The organism is Salinibacterium sp. SWN1162, assembly GCF_015864675.1.
Lineage (GTDB): Bacteria > Actinomycetota > Actinomycetes > Actinomycetales > Microbacteriaceae > Rhodoglobus.
Genome location: NZ_JADYWT010000001.1, coordinates 345,537 through 358,331 on the forward strand (window position 1 = coordinate 345,537; position 12,795 = coordinate 358,331).

Genomic DNA, 12,795 nt, shown 5'->3' on the forward strand with positions numbered 1-12,795 from the left:
GATGGCAACGCTGTGAGCGATACCCCCGCTACAGCCACTACACCGGCTTCTGCCGCGGATGCTTCGGCGTCCGCGGCAGTTCCCGTGTTGAGCATCCGCGATGGGGTGCTCGGCTTTGGCGCGCGCACTCTCTGGTCAGACCTGAACCTTGATGTCGCGCCCGGAGAGTTTCTGGCGGTTCTGGGAGCCAACGGCTCGGGCAAGTCGAGCCTGCTGAAAACGATCCTCGGTCAGCAGAAGCTCGACTCGGGCACGATCACGGTGGCCGGGCATCCGGTTCGCCGCGGCGATCGTTGCATCGGCTACATTCCTCAACAAAAACTTGCGGCCCCCGGGACTCCATTACGAGGGCGAGATCTCGTGACTCTCGGAGTCAATGGGCACCGTTTCGGATTCCCGACCCTCCCCCGCGCGGTAAAAGACCGCGTCGACGAATTGATCGCTGATGTGGGGGCGACCAGCTACGCAGGCCAGCCCCTCGGTTCGCTGTCGGGCGGCGAGCAGCAACGCTTGCGGGTCGCTCAGTCCCTCGCTGCCGATCCCGTGCTGCTGCTCTGTGACGAACCGCTGCTCAGCCTCGACCTGCAGCATCAGCGAGGCGTGTCTGAGTTGATCGACCGCCGCCGTCGCGAGCACGACACCGCGGTTATCTTTGTCACGCACGACGTGAACCCGATTTTGAGCATGGTTGACCGCATCCTGTACCTCGCCGGTGGCAAGTTCACCATTGGCACACCTGATGAAGTGCTGCGCAGCGAAGTGCTGAGCGAGCTCTACGGCACACCCGTCGAGGTCGTGCGGGTGGGCGGCCGCGTCATCGTGGCTGGCACGCCACAGGGCGACCACCACCACGAGGAGGAGAGCGAATGACCTTCGACGAATTCTGGGGTCAGCTCGTCAACTTCACCAACTACGGCGAATTGCTCAACCTGGTGCGCTTCTCCCTGATTGCCGCCGCGGTGCTCGGCATCGCGGGCGGGCTCATCGGCGTCTTCGTCATGCAACGCGACATGGCGTTTGCGGTGCACGGCATCAGCGAACTCTCGTTTGCGGGAGCTGCCGCCGCACTACTGTTCGGGGTCAACGTTGTCGCGGGTTCGATCGCGGGCTCCCTTGTTGCTGCGATTCTGATCGGGATGCTCGGGGCGAAGGCTCGCGATCGAAACTCGATCATTGGCGTACTCATGCCGTTCGGTATGGGTTTGGGCATCCTGTTTCTGGCGCTCTATCCCGGACGCAGTGGAAACAAGTTTGGCCTCCTCACCGGGCAAATCATTTCGGTAGACAGCGAGCAACTCGGACTGCTGATCGTGATCAGCGTCGTGGTGCTGGCCGCCCTCTTTGTCGTGTGGCGTCCGCTGACGTTCGACAGCCTCGATCCGGAGGTTGCGGGCGCTCGCGGCGTTCCTTCCCGCCTGCTTTCGCTCGGATTCATGGTGCTGCTGGGTCTCATGGTCGCGGTGGCGGTGCAGATTATTGGCGCTCTCCTGGTGATGGCGCTGCTCGTGACGCCAGCCGCGGCAGCGATGCAGGTGTCGTCGTCGCCGAGGCTCGTACCCGTGCTCAGCATGATCTTCGGTTTTGTGTCGGCGACCGGTGGCGTTTTGCTCGCGATCGGCGGCTCCTTGCCGATCAGCCCGTACATCACGACTATTTCGTTCCTGATCTACATCGTGTGTCGCATCATCGCGGTGCGTCGCAACCGGGGCGGCCGCCGCAGCGCGAGCCGCGCATCAGGAGCCGAATTGATCACCGCTAGCCCAGCAGGCAAAAGCTAGAATGGTCGCTATGAAGCGCAATACGTGGCAGCGAGAAGCGGTGCGGGATGCTCTGACTGAGTCAGAGGGTTTCGTGAGCGCTCAGGCGCTGCACACGGCCCTGCGCGACGCCGGTAGCTCAATCGGGCTGGCCACGGTTTATCGCGCCTTGGCCGACCTAGCCGGAGCCGGCGACGCCGATTCACTGCAGCAAGACGGCGAGAGCCTGTTCCGCGCGTGCACGCCCGACTCGCACCACCACCATTTGATCTGCCGCAATTGCGGAACCACGGTCGAAATCAAGGCGGATGCCGTTGAAGAGTGGGCAAAGAACGTCGCCTCTGAACACGGTTTTACGCAACCGCACCACATTGTTGACGTCTTCGGGTTGTGCCCGGCGTGCTCTAGCACGTAACATATACCGTTGATCGAGCGGTATCTTCCGCTCTCGCAGACACATCCCACCCTGATTGAAACCGCGTGAAAACACGGCTCAAGAAGAATGCAGTGTGTGTGCCGACAAGTGATCTTGGGTAAGGCTTAGTCCTTACGGTAACTAGAACAGGAGTATCACCATGGCAGCAACCTGCCAAGTGACCGGCGCCATTCCCGGCTTCGGACACGCAATCTCGCACTCGCACCGTCGCACCAAGCGTCGTTTCGACCCGAACATCCAGAAGAAGACGTACTACGTACCGTCGCTTCGCCGCAACGTAACTCTTCAGTTGTCCGCAAAGGGCATCAAGGTAATTGACGCTCGTGGCATCGAATCCGTTGTCAAGGACCTCCTTGCACGTGGGGAGAAAATCTAATGGCAAAGGCACAGGACGTACGTCCGATCATCAAGCTCCGTTCCACTGCTGGAACCGGCTACACCTATGTGACGCGCAAGAACCGTCGCAACAACCCCGACCGCCTCGTACTCAAGAAGTACGACCCGGTGGTTCGCAAGCACGTTGAATTCCGCGAGGAGCGCTAAACATGGCTAAGAAGAGCAAGATTGCAAAGAACGAACAGCGCAAAGTTATCGTTGCGCGTTACGCCGAGCGTCGTCTCGAGCTGAAGAAGGCTCTCGTCGACCCCGCCGGAACTGACGAGTCACGCGAGGCTGCACGCCTCGGACTTCAGAAGCTCCCCCGCGATGCTTCGCCGATCCGCGTACGCGGTCGCGACGCCATTGACGGCCGTCCCCGTGGATACCTCAAGCAGTTCGGTGTTTCCCGTGTTCGCTTCCGTGAAATGGCTCACCGGGGCGAGTTGCCCGGAATTACCAAGTCAAGCTGGTAGATTCCAAGCGGTTCCGACGTTTTCTAACGTTTCGGAACAACTAACTGCACTACGTCCGAGGAGGACCACCTTATGGCTGACAAGTCGCTAAACCGTACTGAATTCGTAGCGGCGGTTGCCGCAGAGTCTGGCCAGAGCCAGGCTGCCGTATCCGGCGTCGTTGACGCTTTCTTCTCCGTGCTGTCCAAGTCGGTCGGCGAAGGAACCAAGGTTTCGATCCCCGGATGGATGGCTGCAGAGCGTACCTTCCGCGAGGCTCGTACCGGCCGTAACCCGCAGACGGGTGAAGCCATCGAGATCAAGGCCAGCCACGGCGTCAAGCTCAGTGCAGGCAGCAAGCTCAAGGCAGCAGCCAAGGGCTAAGTAGCAACTTTGAAAAGGGCGGCATCCTTCGGGACGTCGCCCTTTTTGCATGGCTGAGGGGCGAACGCCGCGGTGCGTGGCCGCTGGGCACACTCTCGGATAACCGCGAGTACTCTTGAAGCGTGTTACGAATCAGCCGGATAGCCGGTCCCGCGCTGCTGATCGTCGTCGCCTTTGTCGTGGTGGTAGCAGGTTTGCGGTTTGGCGGCGGAGCAGAAGCTCCGATTCTGCTTGACCCCGGCGCCGTCGTGCGGTGGGGCTTGCCCATCTCCAAGCTATTCGTGAACTTGGGGCTCGCTGCCACTATTGGTGCGCTCATGATCGCGATCTTCGCGATGAGCCCGAAGCGTGACGAATTCACGCTCACGCTCGACTTCGCCGCTGCTGGCGCTGCCGTCTGGGCCGTGGCATCCGCTTTCACGGGTTTTTTCACGTTCTTGGCGGTACGCAACCAGCCCATTGACCTCTCAAGCGCCTTTGGTGACGTTCTCGCGAGCTTTTTGACGGTCACCGAACTCGGTCAAGCCTGGCTCGCCACAGTGCTCATAGCGGCTGTTGTGACCGTTCTGTGCTTCGCGGTGCGCAATATGAGCGCGCTCGTGTTCGTTCTCGTGCTCTCTGTTGCCGGCCTCATCCCCATGGCGCTGCAGGGCCACAGCGGCGGAACGGCAGATCACGACGCCGCCACGAGCGCCATCTACCTGCACCTCGTCTTTGCCGCCCTGTGGCTCGGCGGGCTGCTCGCCATCGCGGTAGCCCGCCCTGCTCTGGGCAAGGATCGCCTCGCGATCGTGCTGCGCCGCTACTCGAGCATCGCGCTCGTGAGCTTCATCGTGGTCGCTGCCTCCGGCTATGTGAGTGCAGAAATTCGCGTCGAGAACTTAGCGAACCTACTGTCGCCCTACGGCATCCTCGTGCTCGTCAAGGTGTTTGCTCTGATCGTCATGGGGCTCTTCGGTGCCGTGTACCGCAACTATGCGATCGGCCGCCTCGAATCCAGCCCCCGCAAGGAACGCGGATGGTTCTGGTGGATCGTCACCGCTGAGCTCGCTTTCATGGGCCTCGCCTCGGGCGCTGCCGCTGCACTGGCTACGACACCCACTCCCGTTCCCGAGATCGTGGCCGCCGATGTGCCCGACTCCTCCCCCGCGGCCTACCTCACCGGGTCTCCGCTGCCGCCGCCTGTGAGTGCCAGCAACCTCTTTACCCTCTGGAGCTTTGACCTCATCTGGGTACTCATCTGTGCCTTCGCGATCTTCTTCTACCTCGCGGGGGTCTGGCGCCTCCACAAGCGCGGCGATAGCTGGCCGGTTCACCGCACTGTGTTCTGGGTTCTCGGGATGCTGTTGCTGTTCTACATCACCAACGGCGGCGTGAACGTCTACGAGGGCTACCTCTTCTCGATGCACATGCTCGGGCACATGACGCTCGGCATGATGATTCCCGTGCTGCTGGTTCCGGGCGCTCCCGTGACGCTGGCGATGCGCGCGATCAGCAAGCGCACCGACGGCAGCCGCGGAGCGCGCGAGTGGATTCTGCTGATCGTGCACTCGCGGTATTTGGCCGTCATCGGGCATCCGGTCGTAGCCGCCGCTATTTTCGTGATCTCACTGTGGGTGTTCTATTACACGCCGCTATTCCGCTGGGCGTCGACCGACCATGTGGGGCATGAGTGGATGATCATCCACTTCTTGGCCTCCGGCTACCTGTTCGTGCAGGCGCTCATCGGAGTCGACCCGTCACCACACCGCCCCGCGTTCCCGATCCGATTGCTGATTCTGCTGGCCACGATGGCGTTCCACGCCTTCTTTGGCCTCGGCCTCATGACCGGCACCGGGCTGCTGTTGGCCGACTGGTACGGCGCGATGGGCTGGGATACCGGCGTGAGCGCGCTTGAAGACCAGCGCATCGGAGGCGGTATCGCCTGGAGCGTCGGCGAGATCCCCACGATCGCCCTCGCGATTGCGGTGGCCATCATGTGGCGCCGCAGCGACGGCCGCGCCTCGGTTCGCTACGACCGCAAGGCCGATCGCGACGGCGATGCCGAACTGGATGCCTACAACGAGATGCTCGCTAAGCGCTAAGTAACGAATTCGCAGCGTGGCGGATGCTCGCTAGATCGCGTGGTCGCTTGCGTTGGCCAGCGGCAGATTTACGGTGAACGTGCTTCCCTCGCCGACAACCGATGCCACCGTCACCGACCCGAGGTGTTTGTTCACGAGCCCCTGCACGAGCGGGAGGCCGAGGCCGGTACCGGTAATACCGCGCTCCTCGGCATCGGGAGCGCGGTAGAAACGCTCAAAGATGTGCTCAACCGTCTCTGGGGCCATGCCAAAGCCGGTGTCGGTGACACTGACCATTACTTCCGTCGCGGTGCGCGCGAATGAGACCGTCACGGTGCCGCCCGCAGGAGTGAACTTGAGGGCGTTATTGACGATGTTCGTGAGAATACGATCGAGCTCGATGGCGGGCAGTGCTGCCCGTAACGGATCGCTGGCCGCGACCGTCAGCGTCAGATCAGCGCGCTGGGCAAGCGGTACGAGACTGCGCACGACCTCCTGCGCGGTATGCACGACATCGCTTGTATCGACGCTGGTCGACGGATTGCGGGGGCGGCCGAGCTCGAGCAGGCTCTCAACGAGGTCGGCAAGCCGCCGCGCGTTGCGAGCGATCGTCTCCACTGACGCGCGCTGAAAGTCATCCAGCTCTTCTTCTTCGAGCAACTCGACGTACCCGATGATGCTCGTGATTGGCGTTCGCAGCTCGTGGCTGGCAGAAGCCACAAACTCCTCTTTCTGGCGGTTCAGCTCTGTGACGCGTGCCGTCGCCTTCTGCTCATTCTCGAGCGCGAGCTGCTGGGCTTCCGCGGTACGACGCGCGGCAGAAACATCCACAAATTGGATGCTGTAGCGCTGCAGCGAGGCGGGTTTCTGGGCGGTGATGAGCACGTCGATGTCGGAATGGACTCCGTTGACGCCGGCCTGCCAACTGACATGATCGACGCGTCGGCGCACGGCCACCTTGATTCTTTCAGCGAGTGGGCCATGCCAGAGCACGACGGGCTCTCCATCGGCGTCCGTGCGTTCTTCGCGTTCGGGGCTGATGACGGCCGAGGCGATCTCGTTGGATTCCAATACGACGAACCCCTGCGGATACGTCTCCACGATGAGCAGCCCGACGCGCGACCCGACGAAACCACCCCGAAGAACGCTCTCGCGATCGGTCAGTCGAGAGGTAACCAGTCGGTTCTCATTCTGGGAAGAAGTTGCGAGGAGCACGAATGACGCCACAGAGAGCAAGAAAATCTGAATCAGGGTCGAAGGATCACCTCCCAGTGCGACCGCTTGGTCGAAGGGGCCACCACCGGCCGAGGTCAAGAAAGAGACAGCGAGGGCGATGCCGACGATCTCGAACAGCACCACGCGGGTCGGAAAGCGGAATGCAGCCCAGGCGATAACGGGCAGCGGAAGAAACGAGAGTGGGAGGTTCGCTGTGGGGCCGAAGACGTAGAAAAGCGCCCCGGCCAGAGCAAGCACTTGAACGGCGACTTCGAGCGGATGAACTTGGGTGAGCCGCGTCGCGGGAAGCAGCGCGAACGGAACGATGATGAGCACGGCGGTCCCGTGGGCGGCGCTCACTCCGACCAGGGTGTCGACAAAGGATCCGCCGTCGAAAATAACGACTGTGGCCCCAGCGAGAAACCCAGCTACTATCGCCCCGGCCGCTACCGCAGCACAGAGGCGGTACGCGATCGCGAGGCTATCGAGAGCGGGTCGAGTGCGACCCGCTGCGGTCAGGATGAACGCCACCAGCCAGGCCTCAGCGCTATTGGCGATTCCGAAGGACACGGCGACGAGCAGTTCTCGGCCGCCGACCATATTGGACATCGTTGTGACCGCAATCACGGCGAGAGCGCCCCAGAGCCGCTGGGAGCGGTGGAGTCGCAAGACCAGCAAGACGCTGACGCCAGCGGCGGGCCACCACGCCGCGACGTGGGAGCCCGGAGCGGAGATAGCGACGAAGCCCCATCCCAGCAAAAACACAAGAAAGAGCAAGATAACGGTGGAGGCAGAGGTCACGGAGACCCGCCGAACATCTCCCGGCTTAGTCAACTGCGATCTTGCCATTGCGGCCCCCAGACTCCGACTAATGACAGACTAGTGGCAAGCCTGAGCGCCGGTGCTCGGAGATTAAGCCTGTGGGGAGGCGTAATTATGGCCCTGATCCTGATCGTAGAAGACGATGAAGATGTCCGCGCGCTCGTGGTTCACCGCATGAGACAAGCCGGTCACGAAGTGCAGACCGAGCACGACGGCGAAGCCGGTTTGGGGGCTGCTCGCGCCACCGTTCCTGACCTCGTGATCTTGGACTGGATGATGCCGCGACGCAACGGCCTTGAAGTCTGTTTCGAGCTGCGTGCTGATCCTGCCTTCGAGAAAACCCGCATCCTGATGCTGACAGCCAAAGCGCAAGAGCAAGATATTGAACGAGCGCTCGCCGCGGGTGCCGACGACTATGTCGTCAAGCCGTTCTCCTCTCGGGAACTGCTGGCGCGGGCGACGGCTCTGTTGTCGAGATGATTGACGCGGTCGAGGCGCTCCCAACTATTCCGGGACTCATGATGGCGTTGCTGCTCACGACGGCGACGGTGTGCGGGGTCTTGGCCCTCACTGTCGTAGGCGAGCGTGTCATCCGCACTATCGTCAACGACCGGCAGAAGAAACGGCGAGACCGAGTGCGCCCTGTGCTGCTCGACATCATCGACGGAAACACCAGCTTCGCGTTCTCGCGTGCTGACACTCGAGCCCTCACGCGATTAGCCGCCCACACTGCAACGCAAGTTCGTGGTGACGACCGCGCAGCGCTCACCACCTGGCTGGTCACGCAGCAGTTTCACCGCGAGTGCCTAGCCCACATGAAATCCCCCTTTGCGTTGACGCGAGCGCGGGCGCTCGACCGCTTTGCTCCTCTTGCAGAGCTCGCTCCCGTCTCCGTCGAACGGATGCTCACCGACCGAGATGCGCGGGTGCGCAGTCTCGCCGCTCAGGTCATCGGCCGCGCCGGGCTGAGTTCTCTCGTGCCCGCGCTGCTGCGTAGCGCTGAAGGCTCAAGAGACATCCCTGCGCGCATCGTGTCAATGGCAGTCTTGCGAGCAGCTCCTTCCACCATCGCCGATTTCGGTGACACCCCATCCGACAGCAGTGTTCGTGTTCGCGCGATGGCACTCGACTTGGCCGGGCAACTGAACCTGGTGGATGCGAGAAGGGTGATCGAGGCGGGGCTCTCCTCCCCCAGCGAAGTCGTGCGGTTAGCGAGCATCCGCTCGCTTCAACGGCTCGGTTCGCCCCTGTCGTTGCCCGCTCTGCAGGCCATGGCCACGTACAGCGCCTACGAGCACTCTCACGCGCAAATAGCGATCTACGAACTGCAGGCCGAATGATGCTCGACGTACTTTCGCACGTCACCTACTGGGTCACCTGGGTACTAATCGTTTACTACGGGATGTACAACGGCATCTTTCTCGTGGTCTTACTGCGGGGAGCGCTTGAGGTTTCGCGTGAAGTGAACTGGCCCTCGTCGATGTCGCTCTCCGAAATCTTCGCGAACCCTCTCACGCCCGGGATCTCGGTCATTGTGCCCGCCCACAACGAAGAATCCGGCATCGTAGATGCGGTGCTGGCGCTGCGCAATCTGCGCTACCCCCTGACGCGCATCATTGTCGTTGACGACGGATCGACGGATGCCACCTTCGAGAAGCTCAAAGAAAACTTCGACCTGCGCCTGTCTCCCCGTGAACTCGCAAACGCACCGCATCACGAAGGCAAGATCATCGATCTGTGGGCTTCGCGCAGTGGTGATCTCACAGTCGTACGTAAGGAGAGCGTGCGGCTGCGCTCGGATGCCGTCAACGCGGGATTGCGCGTCGCTGACCAAGAAATCGTCTGCATGATCGACGCGGATTCGCTGCTCGAGCGCGACGCCCTCCTTCACATCGCAGCGCCGTTCGTTGCTGATCCCACCGTGCTTGGCGTGGGCGGAGTCATTCGTCCGGCCAATGGGGTCACGGTCTCGCGAGGCGCCGTCACGAAAGTGGAGATGCCAAAGAAGTGGGTCGAGCGCATTCAGGTGGTGGAGTACTTGCGGGCGTTCCTTGTGGGGCGCACGGGCTGGGCATCCATCAAGGGCCTCATGATCATTTCAGGAGCGTTCGGCGCGTTCCGGCGTGACGCCGTACTTGAAGTGGGCGGGCTCGATGCGACATCGCTTGCCGAAGATGCCGACCTCGTCGTCTCCATTACCAAGAAGGCGCGAGACGAGAAACGGCCGTACCGTATTGCCTTCGTTGCCGAACCCGTGTGCTGGACCGAAGTGCCCAACACCTTTAAAGCGCTCAGCACTCAGCGCCGCCGCTGGTCACAGGGCCTTGGCGAACTTATCGCTAAGCAGCGAAAGATGATCCTGAACCCCCGCTACGGTGTGCTCGGGATGCTCACGCTCCCCTACTTCGTATTGTTCGAATTCTACGGCCCTATCTTCGGTGTCATCGGTGCGTTCATTGCGCTCGCCGGTGCCATCACCGGCCTCATCACGTGGCAACTCTTCGCGCTCGCGTTCTTCGTCTCGGTGGGTCTCTCGCTGATCTCCTCGTTAGCTGCTGTGTTGATCGAGGAGAATGCGTACCATCGCTACTCGCGGCTCCGCGATGTCATCACGCTTCTGCTGACGACTCTCGCGGAACTGATGGGTTTCCATCTCGTACACACCTGGTGGCGGCTACAGGGCGTCTATCGCGCGCTCTTCAAGCGCCCGAGTGAATGGGGAACCATCGCCCGCTCGGGCTTCGATCAGGAGCAGAGCGAGAACCCTGCTGCACGCCCACAATCGCAGTCCTGATGGCGTCGAGCGGGGCGGATGCTCGCTAGTTGGGAAACTGCTCCGTGACGAGTAACTCGTCATCCGGCATCAGGGTAACGAGGTAGCTCGAGGTGAAGTCAACGTCTTGGTCGAAGGTGGAGACCGAACCATCGAAGATCGATCGCACATCAACCTTGAGGTGGGCGGCGGCATCCGTCGTGGGCATGAGCCAGGTTCCCGCTTCGGAGCCGGGAACGAGTGAGACCGCGGGGTAATTCGCGATGCTCCATTCGGGCGAGGTCACGATGCGGTTCGACATGGGCTGGCCGAAGGGGCATCCCGTGGGCAGAAGAACAACCTGGGTGGCACATTCGTCAAGGTAATCGTTTACCTCGCGTTGCACGTGAGACACCATTGCTTCGTTCGCGACGACCTCGAGGTTCGCACGCACGGTGGCCCCAGGCTCGACCGCGGAAACCATGATCGGATCAGCCTTGAGAAACGCGGAAGTGTGGCTGATCTCGAAACTGCTGGGGGTGAGAACTACATAGGGTGCGGCGGCGCCGAAACTCGGTGTGACGAATTCGGAGCCATTGGCCGAGAACTCTTGAGAGTTCGTGACGGTGAGCCGAACGATCTCGAGCGGTGGGGTGACGAACTTCCAGTCGGCGAACACCCCGAAGCTCGTTCCATCGCGCTCAACCGTGAAGGTCGAACTGGAAGCCGTTCCATCGAGAACGAAATCGAACGTCACGGTCTCGGTGCCATCCGCGTTGATTGTGCGGTCGACGAGCTCGATGTCGTCGAGGGTGCTGAGTGCCGACGGTCGCAAAAGATCGTGCGAACCGGCGAGCAGCATCGAGCCGGCGCCGGTGGTGTCGATGGGGGTTGCGCCCGCGCCATCATCCGACGAAGCGCCGAACTCTTCAGGCAGCTGGATGTCGGAGATCTGCAAGGCGGATGCCATGTCGTGGCGCGCGAGAGCTCCGAGGTAGCTGCGCACAAAGCCACCCGCACTGAACAGCGTGGAGTTCACGATGAGAACCGTCGTGATGAAGGCAGCAATGATGAGCCCGAGCACGATAGACCAGGTGACAAGCTCGCGACGCATTCACACATCCTAAACCGCTGAGGTGAGAGATCCCCTGCACACAGAATGCGGCGCGCAGGCACAGTCGAGGCCATCAGCAGCATTAGGGTGATTGAGTGTCCACAATAACCCTCGCGCCCGAGCAGGCAGCCGTCTTCGCTGCCATCGAGACGACGCGCGAGAACCTCTTTGTTACGGGGCGGGCGGGCACCGGTAAATCCACGCTCCTTAACCATTTGGCGCACAACACCTCCAAGCAGATAGTGATTTGTGCACCCACCGGGGTTGCCGCGCTCAATGTGGGCGGTCAGACGATCCACTCGCTGTTTCGTTTGCCTATTGGCGTCATCGCCGACCACGAGCTCGAACAGACTGATCAACTGCGCAAGCTGCTCAACACGATCGAGACGCTCGTCATCGACGAAGTCTCGATGGTCAATGCCGACCTGCTCGACGCGATCGACCGCAGTCTGCGTCAAGCGCGGCAACGCAAGAAGGAACCGTTCGGCGGCGTGCAGGTCGTGCTCTTCGGCGACCCGTATCAACTCGCTCCGGTTCCGGGTGACCCCGACGAACGCGCGTACTTTGAAGACCGCTACCGCTCTATCTGGTTCTTCGACGCTCTCGTGTGGCAAGAAACCGACCTGACGATTTACGAACTCACGAGCATCCACCGCCAGCATGAAGATGAGTTCAAGTACATGCTCAATGCGGTGCGTCACAATGGCGTCACCGCCGAGATCGCGGCCCGCCTGAATTCCGTCGGCGCTCGCCCCGCACCGAACGACGGAACGATAACGCTGGCGACCACGAACAGCACCGTGACACGCATCAACGCCTCGGCGCTCGCCCGCCTGCCCGGTCGAGTGCTCACCGCCAAAGCGCAGATCTCGGGAGAGTTCGGCGGACGCGCGTACCCGGCCGACGAAGCCCTTGAGCTTAAGGTCGGTGCTCAAGTGATGTTCCTGCGCAACGACACGCAAGAGGGCGGCACCCAGCGCTGGGTCAACGGCAGCGTTGGCACCGTGGTCAAGGTCGCCGACACCGTTTGGGTCGAGATCGACGGGCGCGACTACGAAGTGAAGCCCGCTGTCTGGGAGAAGTTCAAGTATTCGTATTCGGCGCGCACCAAAGCGCTGCGTAAAGATGTCGTGGCCGAGTTCACGCAGTTTCCGCTGCGCCTGGCGTGGGCCGTGACGATCCACAAGTCGCAGGGTAAGACCTATGACAGCGCGATTGTCGATCTCGGGCCACGTTCGTTCGCACCGGGCCAGACCTATGTTGCACTCAGTCGCATCAGCCGGCTTGAGGGGCTGTACCTCACGCGCCCGCTGCGCCCGAGCGACATCATCGTCGATGAAAACGTGGTGCGCTTCATGTCGCGATCGAAGCCCATTCCCGCCATTCAGGCGTAGCGGACTGGGCTAGCGCTCCCCCGGGTTG

Annotated in this window: 14 protein-coding genes; 12 read left to right on the forward strand and 2 right to left on the reverse strand. The window is 61.8% G+C overall.

Annotation, left to right across the window (positions count from 1 at the left end; all coding sequences use genetic code 11):
• The first annotated feature begins 12 nt into the window (after positions 1 to 12).
• From I6E58_RS01630 to I6E58_RS01665, 8 genes are all read left to right on the forward strand, one after another.
• Positions 13 to 870 carry a metal ABC transporter ATP-binding protein gene (locus I6E58_RS01630; RefSeq protein WP_197129659.1) on the forward strand — a complete coding sequence of 286 codons (858 nt, stop codon included), beginning with the start codon at positions 13 to 15 and terminating at the stop codon, positions 868 to 870.
• Positions 867 to 1,778: a metal ABC transporter permease gene (locus I6E58_RS01635; RefSeq protein ID WP_197129662.1), complete on the forward strand. Its 912-nt coding sequence runs from the start codon at positions 867 to 869 to the stop codon at positions 1,776 to 1,778. The genes I6E58_RS01630 and I6E58_RS01635 overlap by 4 nt, the downstream gene beginning before the upstream one ends.
• Positions 1,779 to 1,788: 10 nt before the next feature.
• Positions 1,789 to 2,172, forward strand: a complete 384-nt coding sequence (locus I6E58_RS01640) for a Fur family transcriptional regulator (protein ID WP_129072583.1) — start codon at positions 1,789 to 1,791, stop codon at positions 2,170 to 2,172.
• Positions 2,173 to 2,332: 160 nt separating this feature from the next.
• On the forward strand, positions 2,333 to 2,569 hold the full coding sequence (gene rpmB, locus I6E58_RS01645) for a 50S ribosomal protein L28 (protein ID WP_129072582.1): 237 nt from the start codon (positions 2,333 to 2,335) through the stop codon (positions 2,567 to 2,569).
• Positions 2,569 to 2,736, forward strand: a complete 168-nt coding sequence (gene rpmG, locus I6E58_RS01650; RefSeq protein WP_009773536.1) for a 50S ribosomal protein L33 — start codon at positions 2,569 to 2,571, stop codon at positions 2,734 to 2,736. Before rpmB ends, rpmG begins: the two co-directional genes overlap by 1 nt.
• Before the next feature lie 2 nt (positions 2,737 to 2,738).
• Positions 2,739 to 3,044: a 30S ribosomal protein S14 gene (rpsN, locus tag I6E58_RS01655; RefSeq protein WP_197106841.1), complete on the forward strand. Its 306-nt coding sequence runs from the start codon at positions 2,739 to 2,741 to the stop codon at positions 3,042 to 3,044.
• 72 nt (positions 3,045 to 3,116) lie between these two features.
• Positions 3,117 to 3,407, forward strand: coding sequence for an HU family DNA-binding protein (locus I6E58_RS01660; protein WP_100387826.1), 291 nt, complete (start codon positions 3,117 to 3,119; stop codon positions 3,405 to 3,407).
• 122 nt (positions 3,408 to 3,529) lie between these two features.
• Complete coding sequence (locus I6E58_RS01665) at positions 3,530 to 5,491, forward strand: cytochrome c oxidase assembly protein (protein ID WP_307841925.1); 1,962 nt, start codon at positions 3,530 to 3,532, stop codon at positions 5,489 to 5,491.
• 30 nt (positions 5,492 to 5,521) lie between these two features.
• Here the strand turns inward: I6E58_RS01665 and I6E58_RS01670 are convergent, their stop codons facing one another.
• Positions 5,522 to 7,486, reverse strand: a complete 1,965-nt coding sequence (locus I6E58_RS01670) for an ATP-binding protein (RefSeq protein WP_197129665.1) — start codon at positions 7,484 to 7,486, stop codon at positions 5,522 to 5,524.
• Between the two features lie 135 nt (positions 7,487 to 7,621).
• Here I6E58_RS01670 and I6E58_RS01675 point away from each other — a divergent pair, with 135 nt between their 5' ends.
• The 3 genes from I6E58_RS01675 to I6E58_RS01685 are packed head-to-tail and all read left to right on the forward strand — an operon-like array spanning position 7,622 to position 10,301.
• Positions 7,622 to 7,987 carry a response regulator transcription factor gene (locus I6E58_RS01675; RefSeq protein WP_197129668.1) on the forward strand — a complete coding sequence of 122 codons (366 nt, stop codon included), beginning with the start codon at positions 7,622 to 7,624 and terminating at the stop codon, positions 7,985 to 7,987.
• Positions 7,984 to 8,847 (forward strand): HEAT repeat domain-containing protein, encoded by an 864-nt coding sequence (locus tag I6E58_RS01680; protein ID WP_197129671.1) that lies wholly within the window; start codon positions 7,984 to 7,986, stop codon positions 8,845 to 8,847. The genes I6E58_RS01675 and I6E58_RS01680 overlap by 4 nt, the downstream gene beginning before the upstream one ends.
• Positions 8,844 to 10,301 (forward strand): glycosyltransferase family 2 protein, encoded by a 1,458-nt coding sequence (locus I6E58_RS01685; RefSeq protein WP_197129675.1) that lies wholly within the window; start codon positions 8,844 to 8,846, stop codon positions 10,299 to 10,301. Before I6E58_RS01680 ends, I6E58_RS01685 begins: the two co-directional genes overlap by 4 nt.
• 25 nt (positions 10,302 to 10,326) lie before the next feature.
• Here I6E58_RS01685 and I6E58_RS01690 read toward each other — a convergent pair whose 3' ends face one another.
• Positions 10,327 to 11,373, reverse strand: coding sequence for a hypothetical protein (locus I6E58_RS01690; RefSeq protein ID WP_197129677.1), 1,047 nt, complete (start codon positions 11,371 to 11,373; stop codon positions 10,327 to 10,329).
• Between the two features lie 95 nt (positions 11,374 to 11,468).
• Here I6E58_RS01690 and I6E58_RS01695 point away from each other — a divergent pair, with 95 nt between their 5' ends.
• Positions 11,469 to 12,767: an ATP-dependent RecD-like DNA helicase gene (locus I6E58_RS01695; protein ID WP_129072579.1), complete on the forward strand. Its 1,299-nt coding sequence runs from the start codon at positions 11,469 to 11,471 to the stop codon at positions 12,765 to 12,767.
• Positions 12,768 to 12,795: the final 28 nt, after the last annotated feature.

Bases quoted from the DNA above. Each gene is read 5' to 3' on its own strand.
- I6E58_RS01635 (WP_197129662.1), top strand. From the start codon at position 867: ATGACCTTCGACGAATTCTGGGGTCAGCTCGTCAACTTCACCAACTAC.
- I6E58_RS01640 (WP_129072583.1), top strand. From the start codon at position 1,789: ATGAAGCGCAATACGTGGCAGCGAGAAGCGGTGCGGGATGCTCTGACT.
- rpmB (WP_129072582.1), top strand. From the start codon at position 2,333: ATGGCAGCAACCTGCCAAGTGACCGGCGCCATTCCCGGCTTCGGACAC.
- rpmG (WP_009773536.1), top strand. From the start codon at position 2,569: ATGGCAAAGGCACAGGACGTACGTCCGATCATCAAGCTCCGTTCCACT.
- rpsN (WP_197106841.1), top strand. From the start codon at position 2,739: ATGGCTAAGAAGAGCAAGATTGCAAAGAACGAACAGCGCAAAGTTATC.
- I6E58_RS01660 (WP_100387826.1), top strand. From the start codon at position 3,117: ATGGCTGACAAGTCGCTAAACCGTACTGAATTCGTAGCGGCGGTTGCC.
- I6E58_RS01675 (WP_197129668.1), top strand. From the start codon at position 7,622: ATGGCCCTGATCCTGATCGTAGAAGACGATGAAGATGTCCGCGCGCTC.
- I6E58_RS01680 (WP_197129671.1), top strand. From the start codon at position 7,984: ATGATTGACGCGGTCGAGGCGCTCCCAACTATTCCGGGACTCATGATG.
- I6E58_RS01685 (WP_197129675.1), top strand. From the start codon at position 8,844: ATGATGCTCGACGTACTTTCGCACGTCACCTACTGGGTCACCTGGGTA.
- I6E58_RS01690 (WP_197129677.1), bottom strand. From the start codon at position 11,373: ATGCGTCGCGAGCTTGTCACCTGGTCTATCGTGCTCGGGCTCATCATT.